Genomic DNA, 16,685 nt, shown 5'->3' with positions numbered 1-16,685 from the left:
CCCTCTCTCGCACGCGCCCGCAACCCGTGGCAAGCGCGCCGTGGGGCGATCCCGTCCGTTGCGCTGCGGCGGGTCAGGTGCTTTCGGCGGTGACCGGGTCGATCATCTTGCCGATGGGCGTGACCGTCGTCGCCGGGAAGCCGCTGCGCTCCGCGTGCTCGGCGATCAGGCCTTCGTTATCGGCGATGTAAATGCAGAAGGTCTTGTCGCCGGCCACGTAGGAATGTTCCCACTGGATGTTCTTGCCCTCGGCCTTCATGGCGGCGAGGACGGCATTCGACCCCTTGGCAGCCTCGCGCAACTGCTCGCGCTCGAAAGTTCCGACCTCCGGAATGGCCCGCTCGATGACATATCTTGGCATACCATCACTCCTCTCTTGAGATGTGCCCCTGCCTACAAGAACAAATGCTAGCAGTGGTCCAAGAGCGGAACAAGCGGCCTTTAACCGTTTGCCAGGATGCGGGCATGCCCTTCCGGGTCGGTCGGTCCCTCGCTGCCGAGGATGAACACGCGGCTGTCGGGGCGCAAATCCAGCATGGCCCGCGCGCTCGCGGACCGTCCGGCCGCCAGCAGGGTCGCGAGGCCGGCCACCGCGGACTCGCCGGCGGCCAGGGCCGGGCGGCCCTGGGCCAGGCGGCGCACCGCATCGCCCGCGCGCCGGTCGTCGACCCAGGCCGAGGCCAGGGCGTGGTGGCGCAGCATATCCCAGGCCAGCACCGACGGCTCGCCGCAGTCGAGCCCGGCCTGGATCGTGCCCTGGCTTTCCACCGCCTGCCATTCGCCTTCGGCCAGGCTGCGGAACCAGCAGGCGGCGCCTGCGGCCTCGCACACCACCAGCGTGGTCGTGACGCCCAGTTGCCGGAAGCGCAGCGCCAGCGCCGCGGCCATGCCGCCGACGCCGGCTTGCAGGAACAGGTGGGTGGGCGGCGCGTCCCATTGCGCCACCGCTTCCTCGGCGATCAGGCCATAGCCGGCCATCACGTCCTGCGGGATCGTCTCATAGCCGGGATAGGAGGTGTCGGACACCACGACCCAACCCTTGGCCTCCGCCTGTCGCGCGGCCTCCTTCAGCCCCTCGTCATAGCCGGAGACGGTGACGGTCCGGGCGCCATAGCGCTCGATGGCGGCCCGGCGCGCCGGCGCCATCACCTCAGGCACGAACACCACGGCGCGGCAGCCATAGCGCGCGGCCCCCCAGGCGACGGAGCGGCCGTGATTGCCGTCGGAGGCGCAGCAGACGGTCAGTTCCGCCGGGTCCCGGCCCGCGGCCTGCCATGCCGCCACCTGCCGGCCGACCGCATAGGCGCCGCCCAGCGCCTTGAAGCTTTCCAGGCCGAAGCGCGGGCTTTCGTCCTTGTAGAGCACCGCCGCCACGCCGGCCTCCGCCGCGGCCCAACCGAGCGGGTGCAGGGGGGAGGGGGCATAGCCCTCCCAGCCGCGGATGGCCGCCGCCGCGGCGGCGAAGTCCGCCGGTTGCAAATGGGCCGGGGCCGGGATCGGCGCGGCGGTGGCGAACCGGTTCCGCACCAGACCGAAGCCCTCGCCCGCCAGCGAGAGGGGCGCTGCCTCGCCCATCATCGCATCCGCTTGGCAATGCGCGGGTCGAGGCTGTCGCGCAGTCCGTCGCCCAGAATGTTCACCGCCAGCACCGTCACCGCCAGGAACGCGCCGGGGAAGAAGATGATCCAGGGCGCGATCTGGAAATAGGTCCGGCCCTCGGCCATGATATTGCCCCAGCTCGGGATTTCCGGCGGCGTGCCGGCGCCCAGGAAGGACAGGATGGCCTCGAACACCACGGCGCTGGCGAACACATAGGTGGCCTGCACGATCAGCGGCGCCACCGCGTTCGGCAACAGGTGGCGGGCCATGATGCGGGGCAGGCTGACGCCGGAGACCACCGCGGCCTCGATATAGGGCATTTCGCGAATGGTCAGCACCACCGAGCGCACCAGGCGGACGACCCGCGGCACCTCCGGAATGGTGATGGCGATGATGACATTGGTGATGCTGGCGCCCGCCAGCGCCACCAGGGCGATGGCGACCAGAATGCCGGGAATGGCCATCAGCCCGTCCATGACGCGCATGACCAGGGCGTCCAGCCAGCGGATATAGCCGGCGACCAGGCCGATGGCGAGGCCGACCACCGTGGCCACCGTGGCCACGCTCAGCCCCACCACCAGCGAGATCTGGCCGCCATGGATGACGCGGGCGAACAGGTCGCGACCCAGGAAATCGGTGCCGAACGGCCCGGCATAGCCCAGCGGCCCCTCGAAGCCGGGCGGCTTCAGGCGGACGATCGGGTTGATGCGCAGCGGGTCGGGCGTGATCCAGGGCGCCAGGATCGCCAGCGCGGTCATGACGACCAGGATGACGAAGCCCACCACCGCGGTCGGGTGTTTGCGCGCCAGCCGGCGCAGCCGCTTGCCCAGGCTCGGGCGCGGCGGCAGCGTGGCGACGGCGCTTTCGCTGATAGCCGTCATCAGTAACGGATCCTCGGGTCCAGCACGGTGTAGGACAGGTCGATCAAGAGGTTCACCAGCACGTAAATGCCGCTGAAGATCAGGATCACGCCCTGGATGATGGGGTAGTCGCGCCGCAGCACGGCGTCGATGGTCAACCGGCCGAGGCCCGGAATGTTGAACACGCTTTCGGTCACCACCACGCCGCCGATCAGCAGCGCGACGCCGACGCCGATAATGGTGACGATCGGCACCGAGGCGTTCTTGAGCGCGTGCCGCATCAAGAGAGTGCGGTTGGCGACGCCCTTGGCGCGGGCGGTGCGGATATAGTCCTCGGTCAGCACCTCCATGACGCTGGCCCGGGTCATGCGCGCGATCAGCGCCACATAGACCAGTCCCAGCGCCAGGGTGGGGAGCGCAATGGACGAGAGGAACGGCCCGATGCCCGCGCTCAGCGGCTTGTAGCCCTGCACCGGGAACCAGCCCAGGCTCAGCGAGAACGCCCACATCAGCACATAGCCGATGACGAACACCGGCACGCTGAAGCCCAGGACCGCAAAGATCATCACCACCCGGTCGACCCAGGTGTGCGCCTTCCAGGCTGCCAGCACGCCCAGCGGCACGGCGACGACGATGGCGAAAATGGTGGTGCAGATGGCCAGCGCCAGCGTCGGCTCCAGCCGCTGGCCGATCAGCTTGGAGACCGGCAGGTTGGAGAAAATGGAAATGCCCAGATCACCGGAGAGCACATTGCCCGCCCAGGTGAAGAACTGCACATAGAGGGGCCGGTTCAGCCCCAATTGCTCGCGAATGCGTTCGATATCCTCGGGCCGGGCATAGTCGCCGGCGATGACCACGGCCGGGTCGCCGGGGGTGAGGTAGAGCAGCAAAAACACAAACACCGCGACCACTGCCATGACGGGGATGGTCGCAAGAATGCGGCGGATGATATAGGCGTACATGCGTCCGGCCTTGGACTCGCTCGAAAAACACAGGCGCCCCGGGCGAAGCGAAGCGGAAACCCGGGGGCCGCCGCGGGCCTGGAAGCCAACCACGGGCGGCCCCGGCACAAGAGGCCGGGGCCGCCCGGGTCAGCGGAGCCGCCTTATTGCGGCAGCTCGATGTTCCAGAAGAACGGCACCGGCGACACCAGCACGCCCTTCAGGCCCTTGCGCCAGGCCATCGGCTGGTACCACTGGCCATAGTTGACGTACGGGGTGTTCTTGAAGGCTTCGAGCTGGATGGCGTGCGCGATTTCCTTCTGCTGCGCCAGGTCGGTCGACCGGGCGAAGTCGTCCCGCAATTGCTCCATCTTCGCGTCGGTGGGCCAGCCGAACCAGGCCCGCTCCACGCCACCGCCGGAGATGCCGATATTGCGGATCGGCGACTGCACGTCGGCGCCGGTGGAATAGGTGTGGAACACGTTCCAGCCGCCCTCGGCGACCGGCTTTTTCTCGGCACGGCGGCTGGTCAGGGTCGACCAGTCCATGGCCTGCATGTCGACGTCGAAGCCGATGTCGCGCAGCACCTGGGCCGTCACCAGCGAGGCGTTGTTCAGCAGCGGAATGTCGGTCGGCTGCATCAGCACGACCTTGTGGCCCATCACGCCTTCCTCTTCGAGGATCTTCTTGGCGCCGGCGATATCGCCGTTCAGATAGGGCTCGCCGCCGTCTTCGGATGCGAACTGGGTCCCGCAGATGAGATAGGCCTTGCAGGTCTTGTAGAGCGAGGGATCGCCGACAATGGCCTGAAGGTAGGTTTCCTGGTTCACCGCCATGTCCACGGCCTGGCGCACGCGCGGATTGTCGAAGGGCGGGTACAGGTGGTTCATGCGCAGCCAGCCTTGCGTGCCGAGCGGATCGATCACGTCGATGACGATGTTCGGATTCTCGCGCATCAGCGGCAGCATGTCGGGCGACGGCGTCTCCCACAGATCGACCTCGCCATTGGCGAGCGCGTTCATGGTGGTGGCCGGGTCGGGGATGTAGACCCACTCGACGCGGTCGACCTTCACCACCTTGCCGCCGGCGGCGCCGGATGCCGGCTCGTCACGGGGCACATAGTCCTCGTTCTTGACATAGACGACCTTGGAGCCGGGCACCCATTCGTCCGCCACGAACTTGAACGGGCCGGAGCCGACAATGTCGGTGACCTGGGTGAAGGCGTCGGTTTCGGCATCCTTCTTGCGCATCATGAACGGCACGTTCGAGCTGATCTTGCCCAGCGAGTCGAGCACCAGGCCGTACGGCTCTTTCAGGATCAGCTTGAAGGTCTTGTCATTCACCGCTTCCATGCTGGCGGTGAAGTCCATCAGTTTCTGACCGCTGCCGTCCCGCTTGCCCCAGCGTTGGATCGAGGCGATGCAGTCGGCGGATGTGACCGGCGTCCCGTCATGCCATTTCAGGCCGTCGCGCAGCGTGAAGGTCCAGGTCAGGCCGTCCTCGCTGGTCGAATATTCGCGGACCATCTGCGGCTGGACGTTGCCTTCCTTATCCTTGGCAAACAACGTGTCGTAGACCATGTAGCCATGGTTGCGGGTGATGTAGGCCGTGGTCCAGATCGGGTCCACATTCTTCAAGTCGGCATGCGGTACGATCCGCAGCACCTTTTCGGCACTGGCCGATCCCAGCATGGCCGCGGCAACGGCTGCAATGCCGATCCCCTTGGCCAAGGTCGATAACAGGCGCATCTCTGACCCTCCGTTAAGCGGTTTTGTGTGCCGAAACCGGCCGGCACCCTGTTTTGACAAGCAAGCCTCGTGCCAATATTCGCGAATGAGGCATGCGCCCGCGTTTCCTCCCTTATGCGAAATCAGCAGGCATGGCACTGTAGCGCGCCGGCGCGAGCCACCGCCAGCCCGATTTCCATATATTGCCTAAAATTCAATCAGGATGACCGCCAGCGGGCCAAAGCCGAAGTCTGCGCGCAATCTTACCTCAGGCCCGGGGCGGTTGTGGGATACGGGAATATGGACCGCGATGCCCGACAATGCAGCAGGGCCGACGGCCTTCGCACGCCGGTCGAACACCATGGTCGTCGCCATGTCGAGGGCGTGTTGCTGCCATTCGCCCCGCCCGCGGCAGAGGCGTGGAGACGGGCGGTGCTCGGGCCAGGGTGAGGTTGGGTCAGGCGACGGGGGCGGGGTGGCACAGCCGTCGCATTCTGGCATGCTATAGTCGGGCCGCTCGGGCCTCGTGCCACCCCGTTTTCCCTTCGCCCCATTGAGGAGCCTTTCGCATGCGCGTGTTCATTGCCAGCCTCGGCACCGAAACCAACACCTTCTCACCATTGCCGACCGGCTGGGACACGTTCCGCGACACCATGCTGTTCCGGGACGGCGACAAGGCCACCGATCACGAGCCCATGCTGTTCTCCGAACCCCTCCATGTGTGGCGCCGGCAAGCCGAGGCCCGCGGCTGGGAGGTGGTCGAGAGCATCGCCGCCTTCGCCCAGCCGGCCGGGGTCTGCGTCCGCGCCGTGTATGAAGGCCTGCGGGACGAGATGCTGCGCGATTTGGAGGCGGCCATGCCCGTCGATATCGCGCTCATCAACATGCACGGCGCCATGGTCGCCGACGGCTATCTGGACTGCGAAGGGGATATGCTGAGCCGGGTCCGCGCCATTGTCGGGCCGGACCGGGTCGTCGGCGGCGAGTTGGACCTGCATTGCTCGGTCACCGGCGACATGGTGCGGGCGGCCGACGTGCTCGTCACCTTCAAGGAATACCCGCACATCGACGCGCCGCAGCGCGCCAAGGAGTTGTTCGACATCTGCGCCCGCACTGCCGCGGGCGAGGTGCAGCCGGTGATGGCGCGCTATGACCTGCGCATGATCAACACCTGGCGCACCCCGTTCGAGCCGACCCGCAGCTTCGTCGACAAGCTGCAAGCGCTGGAGGGCAAGGACGGCATCCTGTCCATCAGCTTCGCCCACGGCTTCCCCTGGGGCGACGTGCCGGAGGCGTCGGCCAAAATCCTGGTGGTGAGCGACGGCGACGAGGCCAAGGCCGCGGCCCTGGCCGAGACGCTGGGCCGGGAGGTCTGGGCGATGCGGGAGGCCACCGCCATGCCGCCCCGCGACATGACCGAAATCCTGGACGAGGCCGCCGGCCACAACAAAGGGCCGGTCGTCATTGCCGACACCTCGGACAATGCCGGCGGTGGCGCGCCCTCCGATTCCACCTATCTGCTGGGGGCGGCGCTGGACAAGGGCCTGACCAACATTGCGAGCGGCCTTTACTGGGACCCGGTGGCGGTGCGCTTCTGCGAGGAAGCCGGCGAGGGGGCGACGCTCGACCTGCGCATCGGCGGCAAGGTCGGCAAGGCCAGCGGCCTGCCGCTCGACCTGCGCGTGACGGTGAAAAGGATTGTCCACGATGCCGTGCAGACCTTCGGCACCTCCACCAACCTGCTGGGCACGGCGGTCTGGGTGCAGGCGGAGGGCGATATCGACCTGGTGTTGAACACCAACCGCACCCAGGTCTTTCACCCGGATGCCTTCACCCAGCTGGGCATCGACCTTTCGGCGAAGAAAATGGTGTTCGTCAAAAGCAGCCAGCATTTCTATGCCGGCTTCAACCCGATCGCCGAGGCGGTGCTCTACTGCGCGACGCCCGGCGCGATCGCGCCGCACTATGGCGTGATCCCGTTCAAGGTGTTCACCCAGCCCTATTGGCCCAAGGTGGAGAATCCCTTCGCCTGACCGGCCGGGCGGATCGCCGGCACAAAAAAAAGCGGCCCCGATCCGGGGCCGCTTTCGCATTCAGGCGGAGAGGCTCGCCGCGGTCACGCGGAACCCCAGATATAGACGCAGCTGAACAGGAACAGCCACACCACGTCGACGAAGTGCCAGTACCACGCCGCGGCCTCGAAGCCGAAATGATGGTCCGGCGTGAAATGGCCCTTGATCGTGCGGATCAGGCAGACCGCCAGGAAGATCGTGCCGATGATCACGTGGAAGCCGTGGAAGCCGGTCGCCATGAAGAAGGTCGAGGCATAGATGCCGTCGCGGAAGCCGAACGCCGCGTGGCTGTACTCATAGGCCTGCAACGAAGTGAACAGCACGCCCAGTGCCACGGTGATGGCCAAGCCGCGGATCGTGTCGCGGCGGTTGCCATGCAGCAGGGAATGGTGCGCCCAGGTGACCGTGCAGCCGGACAGCAGCAGGATCATGGTGTTCAGGAAGGGCAGATCCCACGGGTCGAACGGGTGAATGTTCGCCGGCGGCCAGACGAAGTTGATCGCTTCTTTCGGGAACAGCGAGGAGTCGAAGAACGCCCAGAAGAAGGCGGCGAAGAACATCACCTCCGAGGCGATGAACATCGACATGCCATAGCGCAGGCCGATCTGGACGACCCGGTTGTGGTGGCCCTGGCGCTCGGCCTCGTCGGTGACGTCGCGCCACCAGCCGAACATCGTGCCCAGCACCATGGCGATGCCGATAAAGGCCAGCCAGTAGCTGTTATAGTGCATCAGCAGCAGCGCGCCGCTGGCCAGGACCAGACCCGACAGGGCGCCGATCAGCGGCCACGGGCTCGGATCTACCAGATGGTAAGGGTGTTTTTGTTCATGGGCGTGGGCGTCGGCCATCGGTCAAAAGCTCCGGTGGAGTCAATTCCGCGAAGCGGAAGGGGATGATTCGGACAACTGCGCGGTATCGCGTGGCTTCGCCGTAGGCTCGGCCACTTCGTAGAAAGTGTAGGACAATGTGATGGTCTCAACCGTGTCCATACTCGGATCGTCATTCAGGCTCGGATCGACATAGAAGGCAACAGGCATATCGACGCTTTGTCCCGGCCGCAATGTCTGCTCGGTAAAGCAGAAACACTGGGTCTTGGTGAAATACTCGCCGGCCTTTTCCGGGGTGACGTTGAAGACCGCCGTGCCGGTGATGGTGTGGTCGGAGAGATTCTCGGCCTTGAAAAAGGCCAGGGACTGCTCGCCCAATTTGATGCGAACCGCTTTCTGCTCGGGACGGAAATACCAGGGCAGGTTCGGGTTGGTATCCGCGTTGAAACGGATGGTGATCTTGCGGTCCAGCGTGGTCGCGCTGGCGGTCTCGGCCACCTTGGGCGTGCCGGCATAGCCGGTGACCTGGCAGAAGATTCGGTAGAGCGGCACCGCCGCGAACGACAGGCCGACCATGCCGGCGACGAGGCCGGCCAGCACGACGCCTGTTCCCAGATTGCCCCTCTTGCGGGAAGTGCTCATGGGGGACTGCCTCCGCCAAACTGGACGACCGTCATGACGTAAAACAGGACGAAGACCGCCACGAGCACGGCCAGCAGGGCCAGATTGCGGCTGCGCAGGCGACGGCGGCGCTCGGCTTGGTTCGGGTCGCTCATACGCCCCACACTCCGATGGCCCGCTCGCCCAGCATCCAGGCGAACAGCAGGAACAGGTAGAGGATCGAGTAGCCGAACAGGCCCATGGCCCGCTTGTTCGACGGGCGCAGCGCCAAGCGCACCGCCAGCCCCAGGAAGACAGCGCCCAGCCCTGCCGCCACCAGCCCATAGGTGGCGCTGGCAATGCCGAGCCAGGCCGGCAGCACGCCCAGCGGCGCGAGAATGACGCTGTAGAGCAGGATCTGGCGCAGGGTCGCCTTCTCGCCGGCGACCACCGGCAGCATCGGCACGCCGGCGCGGGCGTATTCCTTGGCCTTGACCAGACCCAGCGCCCAGAAATGCGGCGGGGTCCAGAAGAAAATCAGGGCGAACAGCGCGATGCTGCCCGGCGAGACGTCGCCGCTCACCGCGGCCCAGCCGATCATGGGCGGGAACGCCCCGGCGGCACCGCCGATCACGATGTTCTGCGGCGTCCGCCGCTTCAAAAACATGGTGTAGACAAAGACATAAAAGCCAATGGTCAATGCCAACAGCGCCGCCGCGACCCAGTTGGTCGCCAGGCCCATCACCGTCACCGACCCGACCGCCAGGATCACGCCGAAGGTCAGGGCCTGTTCGCGCGACATGCGGCCGGCGGGGATCGGGCGGTTGGCCGTCCGTTCCATCACGGCGTCGATGTCGGCATCGTACCACATGTTGATGGCGCCGGAGGCTCCGGCGCCAATGGCAATGCAAAGGATCGCCACCAGCGCCAGCACCGGGTGCATATGCCCCGGTGCCATGACCAGGCCGGTCAGCCCGGTGAACACCACCAGCGACATTACCCGCGGTTTCAGCAGCGCGACGAAGTCGGCCGCCGACGGGTTCGGCGCCAATGCGTCGATCCCGGAGCCGGGCCAGTGGTCGGTGGTGGGGGCGCTCATGACGATTGGGGTCTCCTTCGGTTCGGTCTGGTTGCGTCGGCCCGGGGGGCCGTGAGCCCGCCCTTAATGGGCGTGCTCACTCTCCTTGTAGACCGGGATATCCTCGAAGGTGTGGAAGGGCGGCGGCGAGCTGACCGTCCACTCCCAGGTGGTGCCGCCGGTGTTCCAGTAGTCGGCGGTGGCACGCTGGCCGTTGCGCAGGCTCCAGATCAGCAGGCCGAAGAAGAACAGGGTGGAGGCGAAGGTGATATAGGCGCCGATCGACGAGATCATGTTCCAGCCGGCGAACGCGTCCGGATAGTCGATATAGCGCCGCGGCATCCCCTGCAGGCCCAGGAAGTGCTGCGGGAAGAAGATCAGGTTCACGCCGACGAACGTGGTCCAGAAGTGGATCTTGCCCGGGAACTCCGGAATCAGCCGGCCGGTCATCTTGCCGAACCAGTAGTAGATGCCGCAGATGATGCCGAACACCGCGCCCAGCGACAGCACATAGTGGAAGTGGGCGACCACGTAATAGGTGTCGTGCAGCGAGAGGTCCATGCTCGCATTCGCCAGCACCACGCCGGTGACGCCGCCGACCACGAACAGGAAGATGAAGCCCAACGCCCACATCATCGGCGTCTCGAAGGTGATCGAGCCGCCCCACATGGTGGCGATCCAGCTGAAGATTTTCACGCCGGTCGGCACCGCGATCACCATGGTCGCCGCGGTGAAATAGGCCCGCGTGTCGACGCCGATGCCGGCGGTGTACATGTGGTGCGCCCAGACGATGAAGCCGACGAAGCCGATCGCGACCATGGCATAGGCCATGCCGAGATAGCCGAACACCGGCTTGCGGCTGAAGGTCGAGACCACCTGGCTGATGATGCCGAAGGCCGGCAGGATCATGATGTAGACTTCGGGGTGGCCGAAGAACCAGAACAGGTGCTGGAACAGCACCGGGTCGCCGCCGCCGGCCGGGTCAAAGAAGCTGGTGCCGAAATTGCGGTCGGTCAGCAGCATGGTGATCGCGCCGCCCAGCACCGGCACGGCCAGCAGCAGCAGGAAGGCGGTGACCAGCATGGACCAGACGAACAGCGGCATGCGGTGCAGGGTCATGCCCGGCGCGCGCATGTTGAACACGGTGGTGATGAAGTTGATCGCACCCAGGATCGACGAGGCGCCGGCCAGGTGAATGGCAAAAATCGCCATGTCCACCGCCATGCCCGGTTGGAAGATCGCGTTCGAGAGCGGCGGATATATCGTCCAGCCGGTGCCGGCACCGCCGCCGATCAGGGCCGAGGCCAGCAGCAGCAGGAAGGCCGGAACCAGCAGCCAGAAGCTGATATTGTTCATGCGCGGGAACGCCATGTCCGGCGCCCCGATCATGATGGGCAGGAACCAGTTGCCGAACCCGCCGATCAGGGCCGGCATGACCACGAAGAAAATCATGATCAGGCCATGGGCCGTGATCAGCACGTTCCAGAAATGGCCGTCCGGGGCGCCCCCGGCCGCGGTCAGGAACTGCACGCCCGGCTCTTGCAATTCCAGGCGCATCAGCACGCTGAAACTGCCGCCGACCAGCGATGCAATGACACTGAAAATCAGATAGAGGGTGCCAATATCCTTGTGGTTGGTCGAAAAGAACCAGCGCACAAAGAAACTGGGTGTGTGGTCGTGATGACCGTGTTCGTCGTGATGGGCGTGGGCTTCAGCCATGATCCGTCATCCCCGGTACGAAAAATCTCAACGAGCGCTCTATTGCGCGGCGGCGAGTTTGGTCGGCGTCGCGTCCAGCGAGCCGTACTTCGCCTGCGCCTGCTTCACCCAGGCGGCGAAGCGTTCCTTCGAGACCGCCTGCACCTCGATGGGCATATAGGCGTGGCGGACGCCGCACAGTTCCGAGCACTGGCCATAATAGGTGCCTTCCTTGGTGATCCGCACCCAGGTCTCGCGCAGGCGGCCCGGCACGGTGTCGATCTTCACGCCGAAGGCCGGCACCGTCCAGTTGTGGAGCACGTCGGACGAGGTCAGCAGAATGCGGATGTTGGTGTCGACCGGCAGCACCACCTTGTTGTCCACCGTCAGCAGGCGCAGCGCGCCTTGCGGCAGGTCGGCGCCTTCCAGCAGGTTGCTGTCGAAGCTGAAATCGCCATTGTCCGGGTAGCTGTAGCTCCAGTACCACTGGTTGCTGGTCACCTTCAGCGTCATCTCCGGGTCGTCGGTGTGGTCCGCCTTGTAGAGCAGCTTGAACGACGGGATGGCGATGATCACCAGGATCAGCACCGGCACCACCGTCCAGATCACCTCGATCGCGGTATTGTGCGTGAAGCTGGAGGGGACGGGGTTGGCCCGCTTGTTGAAGCGGATCATGACATAGAGCAGGAGCACCGTCACGAAGATGACGATGCCGAAAATGATGGGCAGCAACAAATGGTTGTGCATCGCCCGAATGTCTTCCATCACCGGGCTCGCGGCTTGTTGCAAGCCGAGCCCCCATTCATGTGGCTGGTCAGCCAGCGCCATGTCACCCAGCAGCAGGGTCACTGCCACTATGGTCAATCCCAGAATCAATCCGCCACGCACGTTCCGGATGTCCTTCCGCTTACGGTCAACGCTTCGCCCATCCGAGCCTGCAATTCTGGTCAAAGCAGGTCGCCTACCGGCATAGGGCGAAAGCCAAGTCATAGCAGAGGATACGGCCTGCCGCCACCCGCGCGATGCGACCCGATGTCACCGAAAACGCTAGGGTTTCTGCGGGTTTCGTCCCCATATCGCATAAATGCAAAGGCTCGCGTATACTTGCGCGGCCCGTATTGTCTCGGAAGGACGCTGCCAAGTGAGCCATCTTGCCACAACCGACGCCCTGTTCTTCGGCCAGACCGGCCTCGACCGGAGCGCGGCCGAACGCTGGGTCGCCACGGCCGCCGCCGGCGCCGACGACGGCGAGCTTTTCCTGGAATACCGCGCCAGCGAGGCTCTGGCCTTCGACGACGGCAAGCTGAAGACCGCCAGCTATGACCTGTCCCAGGGCTTCGGCCTGCGTGCCGTCGCCGGCGAGACCACCGCCTATGCCCATGCGAGCGAGCTCTCCGAAGCCGCGCTGAAGCGGGCGAGCGAGACCGTGTCGGCCGTGGCCCGCGGCCATGGCGGGACGCTGTCGCTGGCACCGGCCAACACCAACCGGCTGCTCTATGGCGACGGCAACCCGCTGGACGAGGTCGCCTTTGCCGAAAAGGTGCGGGTGCTGGAGGCGATCGACGCCTATGCCCGCGGCCTGGACCCGCGCGTCGCCCAGGTCTCGGCCTCCATCGCCAACGAGTGGCAGGCGGTGCAGATCATCCGGCCGGACGGCATGCGTGTCGCCGATGTGCGGCCGCTGGTGCGGATCAACGTGGCCGTGACGGTGGCCAGCGGCGACAAGATGGAGAGCGGCTCCAACGGCCGCGGCGGCCGGGCGCTGCTGGCGCCCTTCCTCGCCGAATCGGCCTGGCGCGCCCAGGTGGACGACGCGCTGCGCCAGGCGCTGACCAAGCTGGACGCCGTGCCGGCGCCGGCGGGCGAGATGCCGGTGGTGCTGGGCCCCGGCTGGCCCGGCGTCATGCTGCACGAGGCGGTGGGCCACGGCCTGGAGGGCGACTTCAACCGCAAACAGACCTCGGCCTTTGCCGGCCTGATGGGCCAGATGGTGGCGGCGGAAGGCGTCACCGTCGTCGACGACGGCACCCTGGCCGACCGGCGCGGCTCGCTTTCGGTCGACGACGAGGGCACGCCCTCGCAATACACGGTGCTGATCGAGAACGGCCGCCTGGTCGGCTATATGCAGGATCGGCAGAACGCCCGGCTGATGGGCGTGGCCGCCACCGGCAACGGCCGCCGCCAGTCCTACGCCCACGCGCCGATGCCGCGCATGACCAACACCTACGCGCTCGCCGGCCCCTACGACCCGGCGGAGTTGATCGCCCGGGTGGACCGCGGCCTCTATGCCGTGAATTTCGGCGGCGGCGCGGTGGACATCACCAACGGCAAGTTCACCTTCTCGGCCTCGGAAGCCTATCTGATCGAAAACGGGAAGGTGACGGCGCCGGTGAAGGACGCGACCCTGGTCGGCAATGGCCCCGACGCGCTCACCAAGGTGACGATGGTCGCGAACGACATGGCGCTCGACGACGGCATCGGCACCTGCGGCAAGAGCGGGCAGGGCGTGCCGGTCGGGGTCGGCCAGCCCAGCATGCTGGTCTCGGCCATGACCGTCGGCGGCACCGCCCGCTGAGGCGCGCCTATTCGAACACGCGCTGGCGCCACCAGGGGTAGTAGGGCGGCATGTCGGTCGCGGCGCTGTCGGTGAAGTTGGGCGCCCGCTTCTCCAGGAAGGACGAGACCCCTTCCTTGGCGTCCGGCATGGCGCCCAGCGCCCGCATGCCGCGGGAATCGAGCTTGTGCGCCTCCATCGGATGGTCGGCGCCCGCCATCTTCCAGAGCAGGTTGCGGTTGTAGGCGACGGAGACGGCGGCGGTGTTCGCCGCGATCTCCTGCGCCAGCGCCCGGGCCGCCGGCAGCAGGTCGCCCGGCGCATGCACCGAGCGGACCAGGCCGCCGCGCAAGGCCTCGTCGGCGTCGAACACCCGGCCCGTCAGCACCCATTCCTGCGCCTGGGCCATGCCGACGGCGCGGGAGAGGAACCAGGACGAGCACGCCTCCATCACCACGGCGCGGCGGGTGAACACCATGCCGAAGCGCGCGGTTTCGCTGGCCAGGCGCAGGTCGAAGGCCAGTTGCATGGTCATGCCGAAGCCGACCGCCGGCCCGTTGATCGCGCCGATCCAGGGCTTTTTCGAATCGTAAATGCGCAGCGTCACGCGCCCGCCGCCGTCGCGCCCGGCATGGGGGCCGGTCTCCGGCCGGTCGTTGCGGTCGAAGGTGGAGGCGCCGCGCGACAGGTCCGCCCCGGCGCAGAAGGCGCGGCCGGCGCCGGTGACCAGGACGACGCGCACCGCATCGTCCGCATCGGCGGCGTCCGCCGCGGCGATCAACTCGTCGATCATCTCGGACGTGACCGCGTTCAGCTTGTCCGGCCGGTTCAGCGTGATGGTGGCGACACCGTCGGCCACGGCGTATTGGATGGTCTTGTAGGGCATGAGCGCGTCGGATCCCCAGGGGTTGCGAGGGCATTGGCCGGCGATTATGGCATGGCCGGCCCGAACGGCAACAGCGCGGCTGTCGCCGGGCGGCGGCGATCCCGATGGACGCGGCATCCCCACCGCGGTAGTTTCGGCCGGGGCGGAAGGGGGATGTGTGACAACAACAGGCGCTGCCGGGGCCGCTATCCGTCGGCGGGATAGGGGGACAACGGTCAGGCCTCACCGTCCGAGGCAAGCATGATCCGGTCCGACCCCGTCCTCCGCACCGCTGTCGTCGGCCTGTTCGTCCTGGCCTGCCTGTATTCCCTGTATTTTGCCGCGGAGTTCTTCCTGCCGCTGACGCTGGCGCTGATCCTGCACCTGGTGCTGCGCCCGGTCATGCGGCTGCTGACGCGGCTGCGCCTGCCCAACGCGATGGCCGCGGGCCTGGTGGTGCTGGCCATCGTCGGCACGCTGGTCTCGGGCGCCGTCTATCTGGCGGAGCCGGTGAACCAGTGGGTCGACGACCTGCCCCGGATCGCCCACGACCTGCAACGCAAGGTGCGCGTGCTGCGCGAGCCCGTGGACACGGTCATGCGCGCCACCGAACATGTGGAGAAGATGACCGAGGGCAGCGGGCCGAAAAAGCCCGAAGTGGTGTTGCATCGGGAGTCCGCGGTCGAGCACCTGATCACCCGCATTCCCGGCGCGACCTTCCAGGCGTTTTCCATGCTGTTCCTGCTGTTCTTCCTGCTGGCCTATTCCGGCGAGATCCTGGACCGGGCGGTCGAGCTGGTCCGCACCCGGCGCAACAAGCACGAATTGCGGGTGCTGCTCGGCACGGTCGAGCGGGTGCTGTCGCGCTATCTGGCCACGATCAGCATCATCAATGCCGGCCTGGGCGCGGCCATTGGCGGCTCCATGTATCTGATCGGCATGCCCACCTATTATCTGTGGGGCGTCATGGCGGCGTTGCTGAACTTCATTCCCTATCTGGGGTCGGTGATCGGCACCGTGGTGGTGGCGCTGGTGGCGCTGGTGTCCTTTCCGACGCCGCTGCACGCCATCCTGGCGCCCGTCGCCTATCTGGCCTGCACCACCGTCGAAGGCCAGTTCGTGACCCCGTCCATCCTGGGGCGGAGCCTGTCGCTCAACCCGATCGTCATTTTCGTCGGGGTCGCCTTCTGGGCCTGGATCTGGGGACCGCTGGGGGCGCTGATGGCCGTGCCGATCCTGATCGTGATGAAGGCGGTTTTCAGCCATGTGGGCGCGTTGCGGCCGCTGGGCTATCTCATCGCCAGCGGCGACCTGGAGGAAGACCTGCCGCCCGCCGGTTCTCCCGGCCGCGCGCGTTAGGGCGCGGTCCGAAACCCTCAGTCGCGCCGGCCCCGCCGGGAAAGGCCGAGAATCAGCCCCAGGGCCAGCGCGCCGGCGACCAGGGCGAGGGGGTGGCGACGCACCGCCGACCGTGCGGCGCGATCGGCGGACTCCGCCACGGCGGCGAACTGCTGTGCGACCGCCTCCGACCGCTCGGCCGCCCCGGTGTCCCGGGCCAGGCGGTTCGGCCGGGCGGCCAGGACGCACAGGCCGGCGATGACGAGCAGGAGCAGCGCCACGGCAAACGCGGCCCAGTGCGCCGGCCACACGGTGGCGAGCGCCAGATAGATCGCGATCAGCAGGAAGATCAGCGCCAACCCGCCTGCGAACGCCGCCAGCGCGCACAGCACGGCACGCCGGGCCGCCTCGCGCAGTGCGGCGCGGATCTCCGCCCGCACGAGGCGGAGCGCTTCCATCCGGCGCAACAGGATCAAGGCGCGTAGCAACGGGCGCACCGCCAATCCCTCTCAGCGATTCGCGGCCC

Annotated in this window: 17 protein-coding genes; 3 read left to right on the top strand and 14 right to left on the bottom strand. The window is 66.7% G+C overall.

Translation table 11 applies throughout. The annotated features are described in order from the left end of the window. Positions 1 to 73: 73 nt before the first annotated feature. From H6844_16605 to H6844_16580, 6 genes are all read right to left on the bottom strand, one after another. Positions 74 to 361 carry a DUF4242 domain-containing protein gene (locus tag H6844_16605; protein MCB9931025.1) on the bottom strand — a complete coding sequence of 96 codons (288 nt, stop codon included), beginning with the start codon at positions 359 to 361 and terminating at the stop codon, positions 74 to 76. A gap of 80 nt (positions 362 to 441) precedes the next feature. Beyond that, positions 442 to 1,578, bottom strand: a complete 1,137-nt coding sequence (locus tag H6844_16600) for a diaminopropionate ammonia-lyase (GenBank protein MCB9931024.1) — start codon at positions 1,576 to 1,578, stop codon at positions 442 to 444. Continuing rightward, complete coding sequence (locus tag H6844_16595; protein ID MCB9931023.1) at positions 1,575 to 2,480, bottom strand: ABC transporter permease; 906 nt, start codon at positions 2,478 to 2,480, stop codon at positions 1,575 to 1,577. The genes H6844_16600 and H6844_16595 overlap by 4 nt, the downstream gene beginning before the upstream one ends. Next, positions 2,480 to 3,421 carry an ABC transporter permease gene (locus H6844_16590; protein MCB9931022.1) on the bottom strand — a complete coding sequence of 314 codons (942 nt, stop codon included), beginning with the start codon at positions 3,419 to 3,421 and terminating at the stop codon, positions 2,480 to 2,482. The genes H6844_16595 and H6844_16590 overlap by 1 nt, the downstream gene beginning before the upstream one ends. Positions 3,422 to 3,564: 143 nt before the next feature. Continuing rightward, positions 3,565 to 5,148, bottom strand: a complete 1,584-nt coding sequence (locus tag H6844_16585) for an ABC transporter substrate-binding protein (GenBank protein MCB9931021.1) — start codon at positions 5,146 to 5,148, stop codon at positions 3,565 to 3,567. Between the two features lie 186 nt (positions 5,149 to 5,334). Next, the gene (locus H6844_16580; protein ID MCB9931020.1) at positions 5,335 to 5,502 is read right to left on the bottom strand and encodes a hypothetical protein; all 168 of its coding nucleotides are present in this window, start codon (positions 5,500 to 5,502) and stop codon (positions 5,335 to 5,337) included. 194 nt (positions 5,503 to 5,696) lie between these two features. Between H6844_16580 and H6844_16575 the strand changes: the two genes are divergently transcribed. Then, positions 5,697 to 7,160: a M81 family metallopeptidase gene (locus H6844_16575; GenBank protein ID MCB9931019.1), complete on the top strand. Its 1,464-nt coding sequence runs from the start codon at positions 5,697 to 5,699 to the stop codon at positions 7,158 to 7,160. A gap of 83 nt (positions 7,161 to 7,243) precedes the next feature. Here H6844_16575 and H6844_16570 read toward each other — a convergent pair whose 3' ends face one another. From H6844_16570 to coxB, 6 genes are all read right to left on the bottom strand, one after another. Continuing rightward, entirely contained in the window at positions 7,244 to 8,047 is an 804-nt protein-coding gene (locus H6844_16570; protein ID MCB9931018.1) for a cytochrome c oxidase subunit 3, read from the bottom strand. A gap of 21 nt (positions 8,048 to 8,068) precedes the next feature. Beyond that, a complete protein-coding gene (locus tag H6844_16565; GenBank protein ID MCB9931017.1) occupies positions 8,069 to 8,668 on the bottom strand; it encodes a cytochrome c oxidase assembly protein in 600 nt (199 codons plus the stop codon). Further along, positions 8,665 to 8,802, bottom strand: a complete 138-nt coding sequence (locus tag H6844_16560) for a hypothetical protein (protein MCB9931016.1) — start codon at positions 8,800 to 8,802, stop codon at positions 8,665 to 8,667. The genes H6844_16565 and H6844_16560 overlap by 4 nt, the downstream gene beginning before the upstream one ends. Next, on the bottom strand, positions 8,799 to 9,725 hold the full coding sequence (locus H6844_16555) for a protoheme IX farnesyltransferase (GenBank protein ID MCB9931015.1): 927 nt from the start codon (positions 9,723 to 9,725) through the stop codon (positions 8,799 to 8,801). Before H6844_16555 ends, H6844_16560 begins: the two co-directional genes overlap by 4 nt. 63 nt (positions 9,726 to 9,788) lie before the next feature. Beyond that, a complete protein-coding gene (gene ctaD, locus H6844_16550) occupies positions 9,789 to 11,423 on the bottom strand; it encodes a cytochrome c oxidase subunit I (protein MCB9931014.1) in 1,635 nt (544 codons plus the stop codon). Between the two features lie 39 nt (positions 11,424 to 11,462). Then, complete coding sequence (gene coxB, locus H6844_16545) at positions 11,463 to 12,230, bottom strand: cytochrome c oxidase subunit II (GenBank protein MCB9931013.1); 768 nt, start codon at positions 12,228 to 12,230, stop codon at positions 11,463 to 11,465. Between the two features lie 313 nt (positions 12,231 to 12,543). Between coxB and tldD the strand changes: the two genes are divergently transcribed. Further along, the gene (tldD, locus tag H6844_16540) at positions 12,544 to 13,977 is read left to right on the top strand and encodes a metalloprotease TldD (protein ID MCB9931012.1); all 1,434 of its coding nucleotides are present in this window, start codon (positions 12,544 to 12,546) and stop codon (positions 13,975 to 13,977) included. A 7-nt stretch (positions 13,978 to 13,984) separates the two neighbouring features. Here the strand turns inward: tldD and H6844_16535 are convergent, their stop codons facing one another. Next, positions 13,985 to 14,842, bottom strand: a complete 858-nt coding sequence (locus tag H6844_16535) for a crotonase/enoyl-CoA hydratase family protein (GenBank protein MCB9931011.1) — start codon at positions 14,840 to 14,842, stop codon at positions 13,985 to 13,987. Positions 14,843 to 15,082: 240 nt separating this feature from the next. Here H6844_16535 and H6844_16530 point away from each other — a divergent pair, with 240 nt between their 5' ends. Continuing rightward, complete coding sequence (locus H6844_16530; GenBank protein MCB9931010.1) at positions 15,083 to 16,180, top strand: AI-2E family transporter; 1,098 nt, start codon at positions 15,083 to 15,085, stop codon at positions 16,178 to 16,180. A gap of 17 nt (positions 16,181 to 16,197) precedes the next feature. Here the strand turns inward: H6844_16530 and H6844_16525 are convergent, their stop codons facing one another. Beyond that, positions 16,198 to 16,656, bottom strand: coding sequence for a phage holin family protein (locus H6844_16525; protein ID MCB9931009.1), 459 nt, complete (start codon positions 16,654 to 16,656; stop codon positions 16,198 to 16,200). Positions 16,657 to 16,685: the final 29 nt, after the last annotated feature.

This window comes from Alphaproteobacteria bacterium (genome assembly GCA_020638555.1).
Taxonomy (GTDB): Bacteria; Pseudomonadota; Alphaproteobacteria; order Bin95; family Bin95; genus JACKII01.
This window is presented reverse-complemented; position numbering and strand designations above follow the sequence as displayed.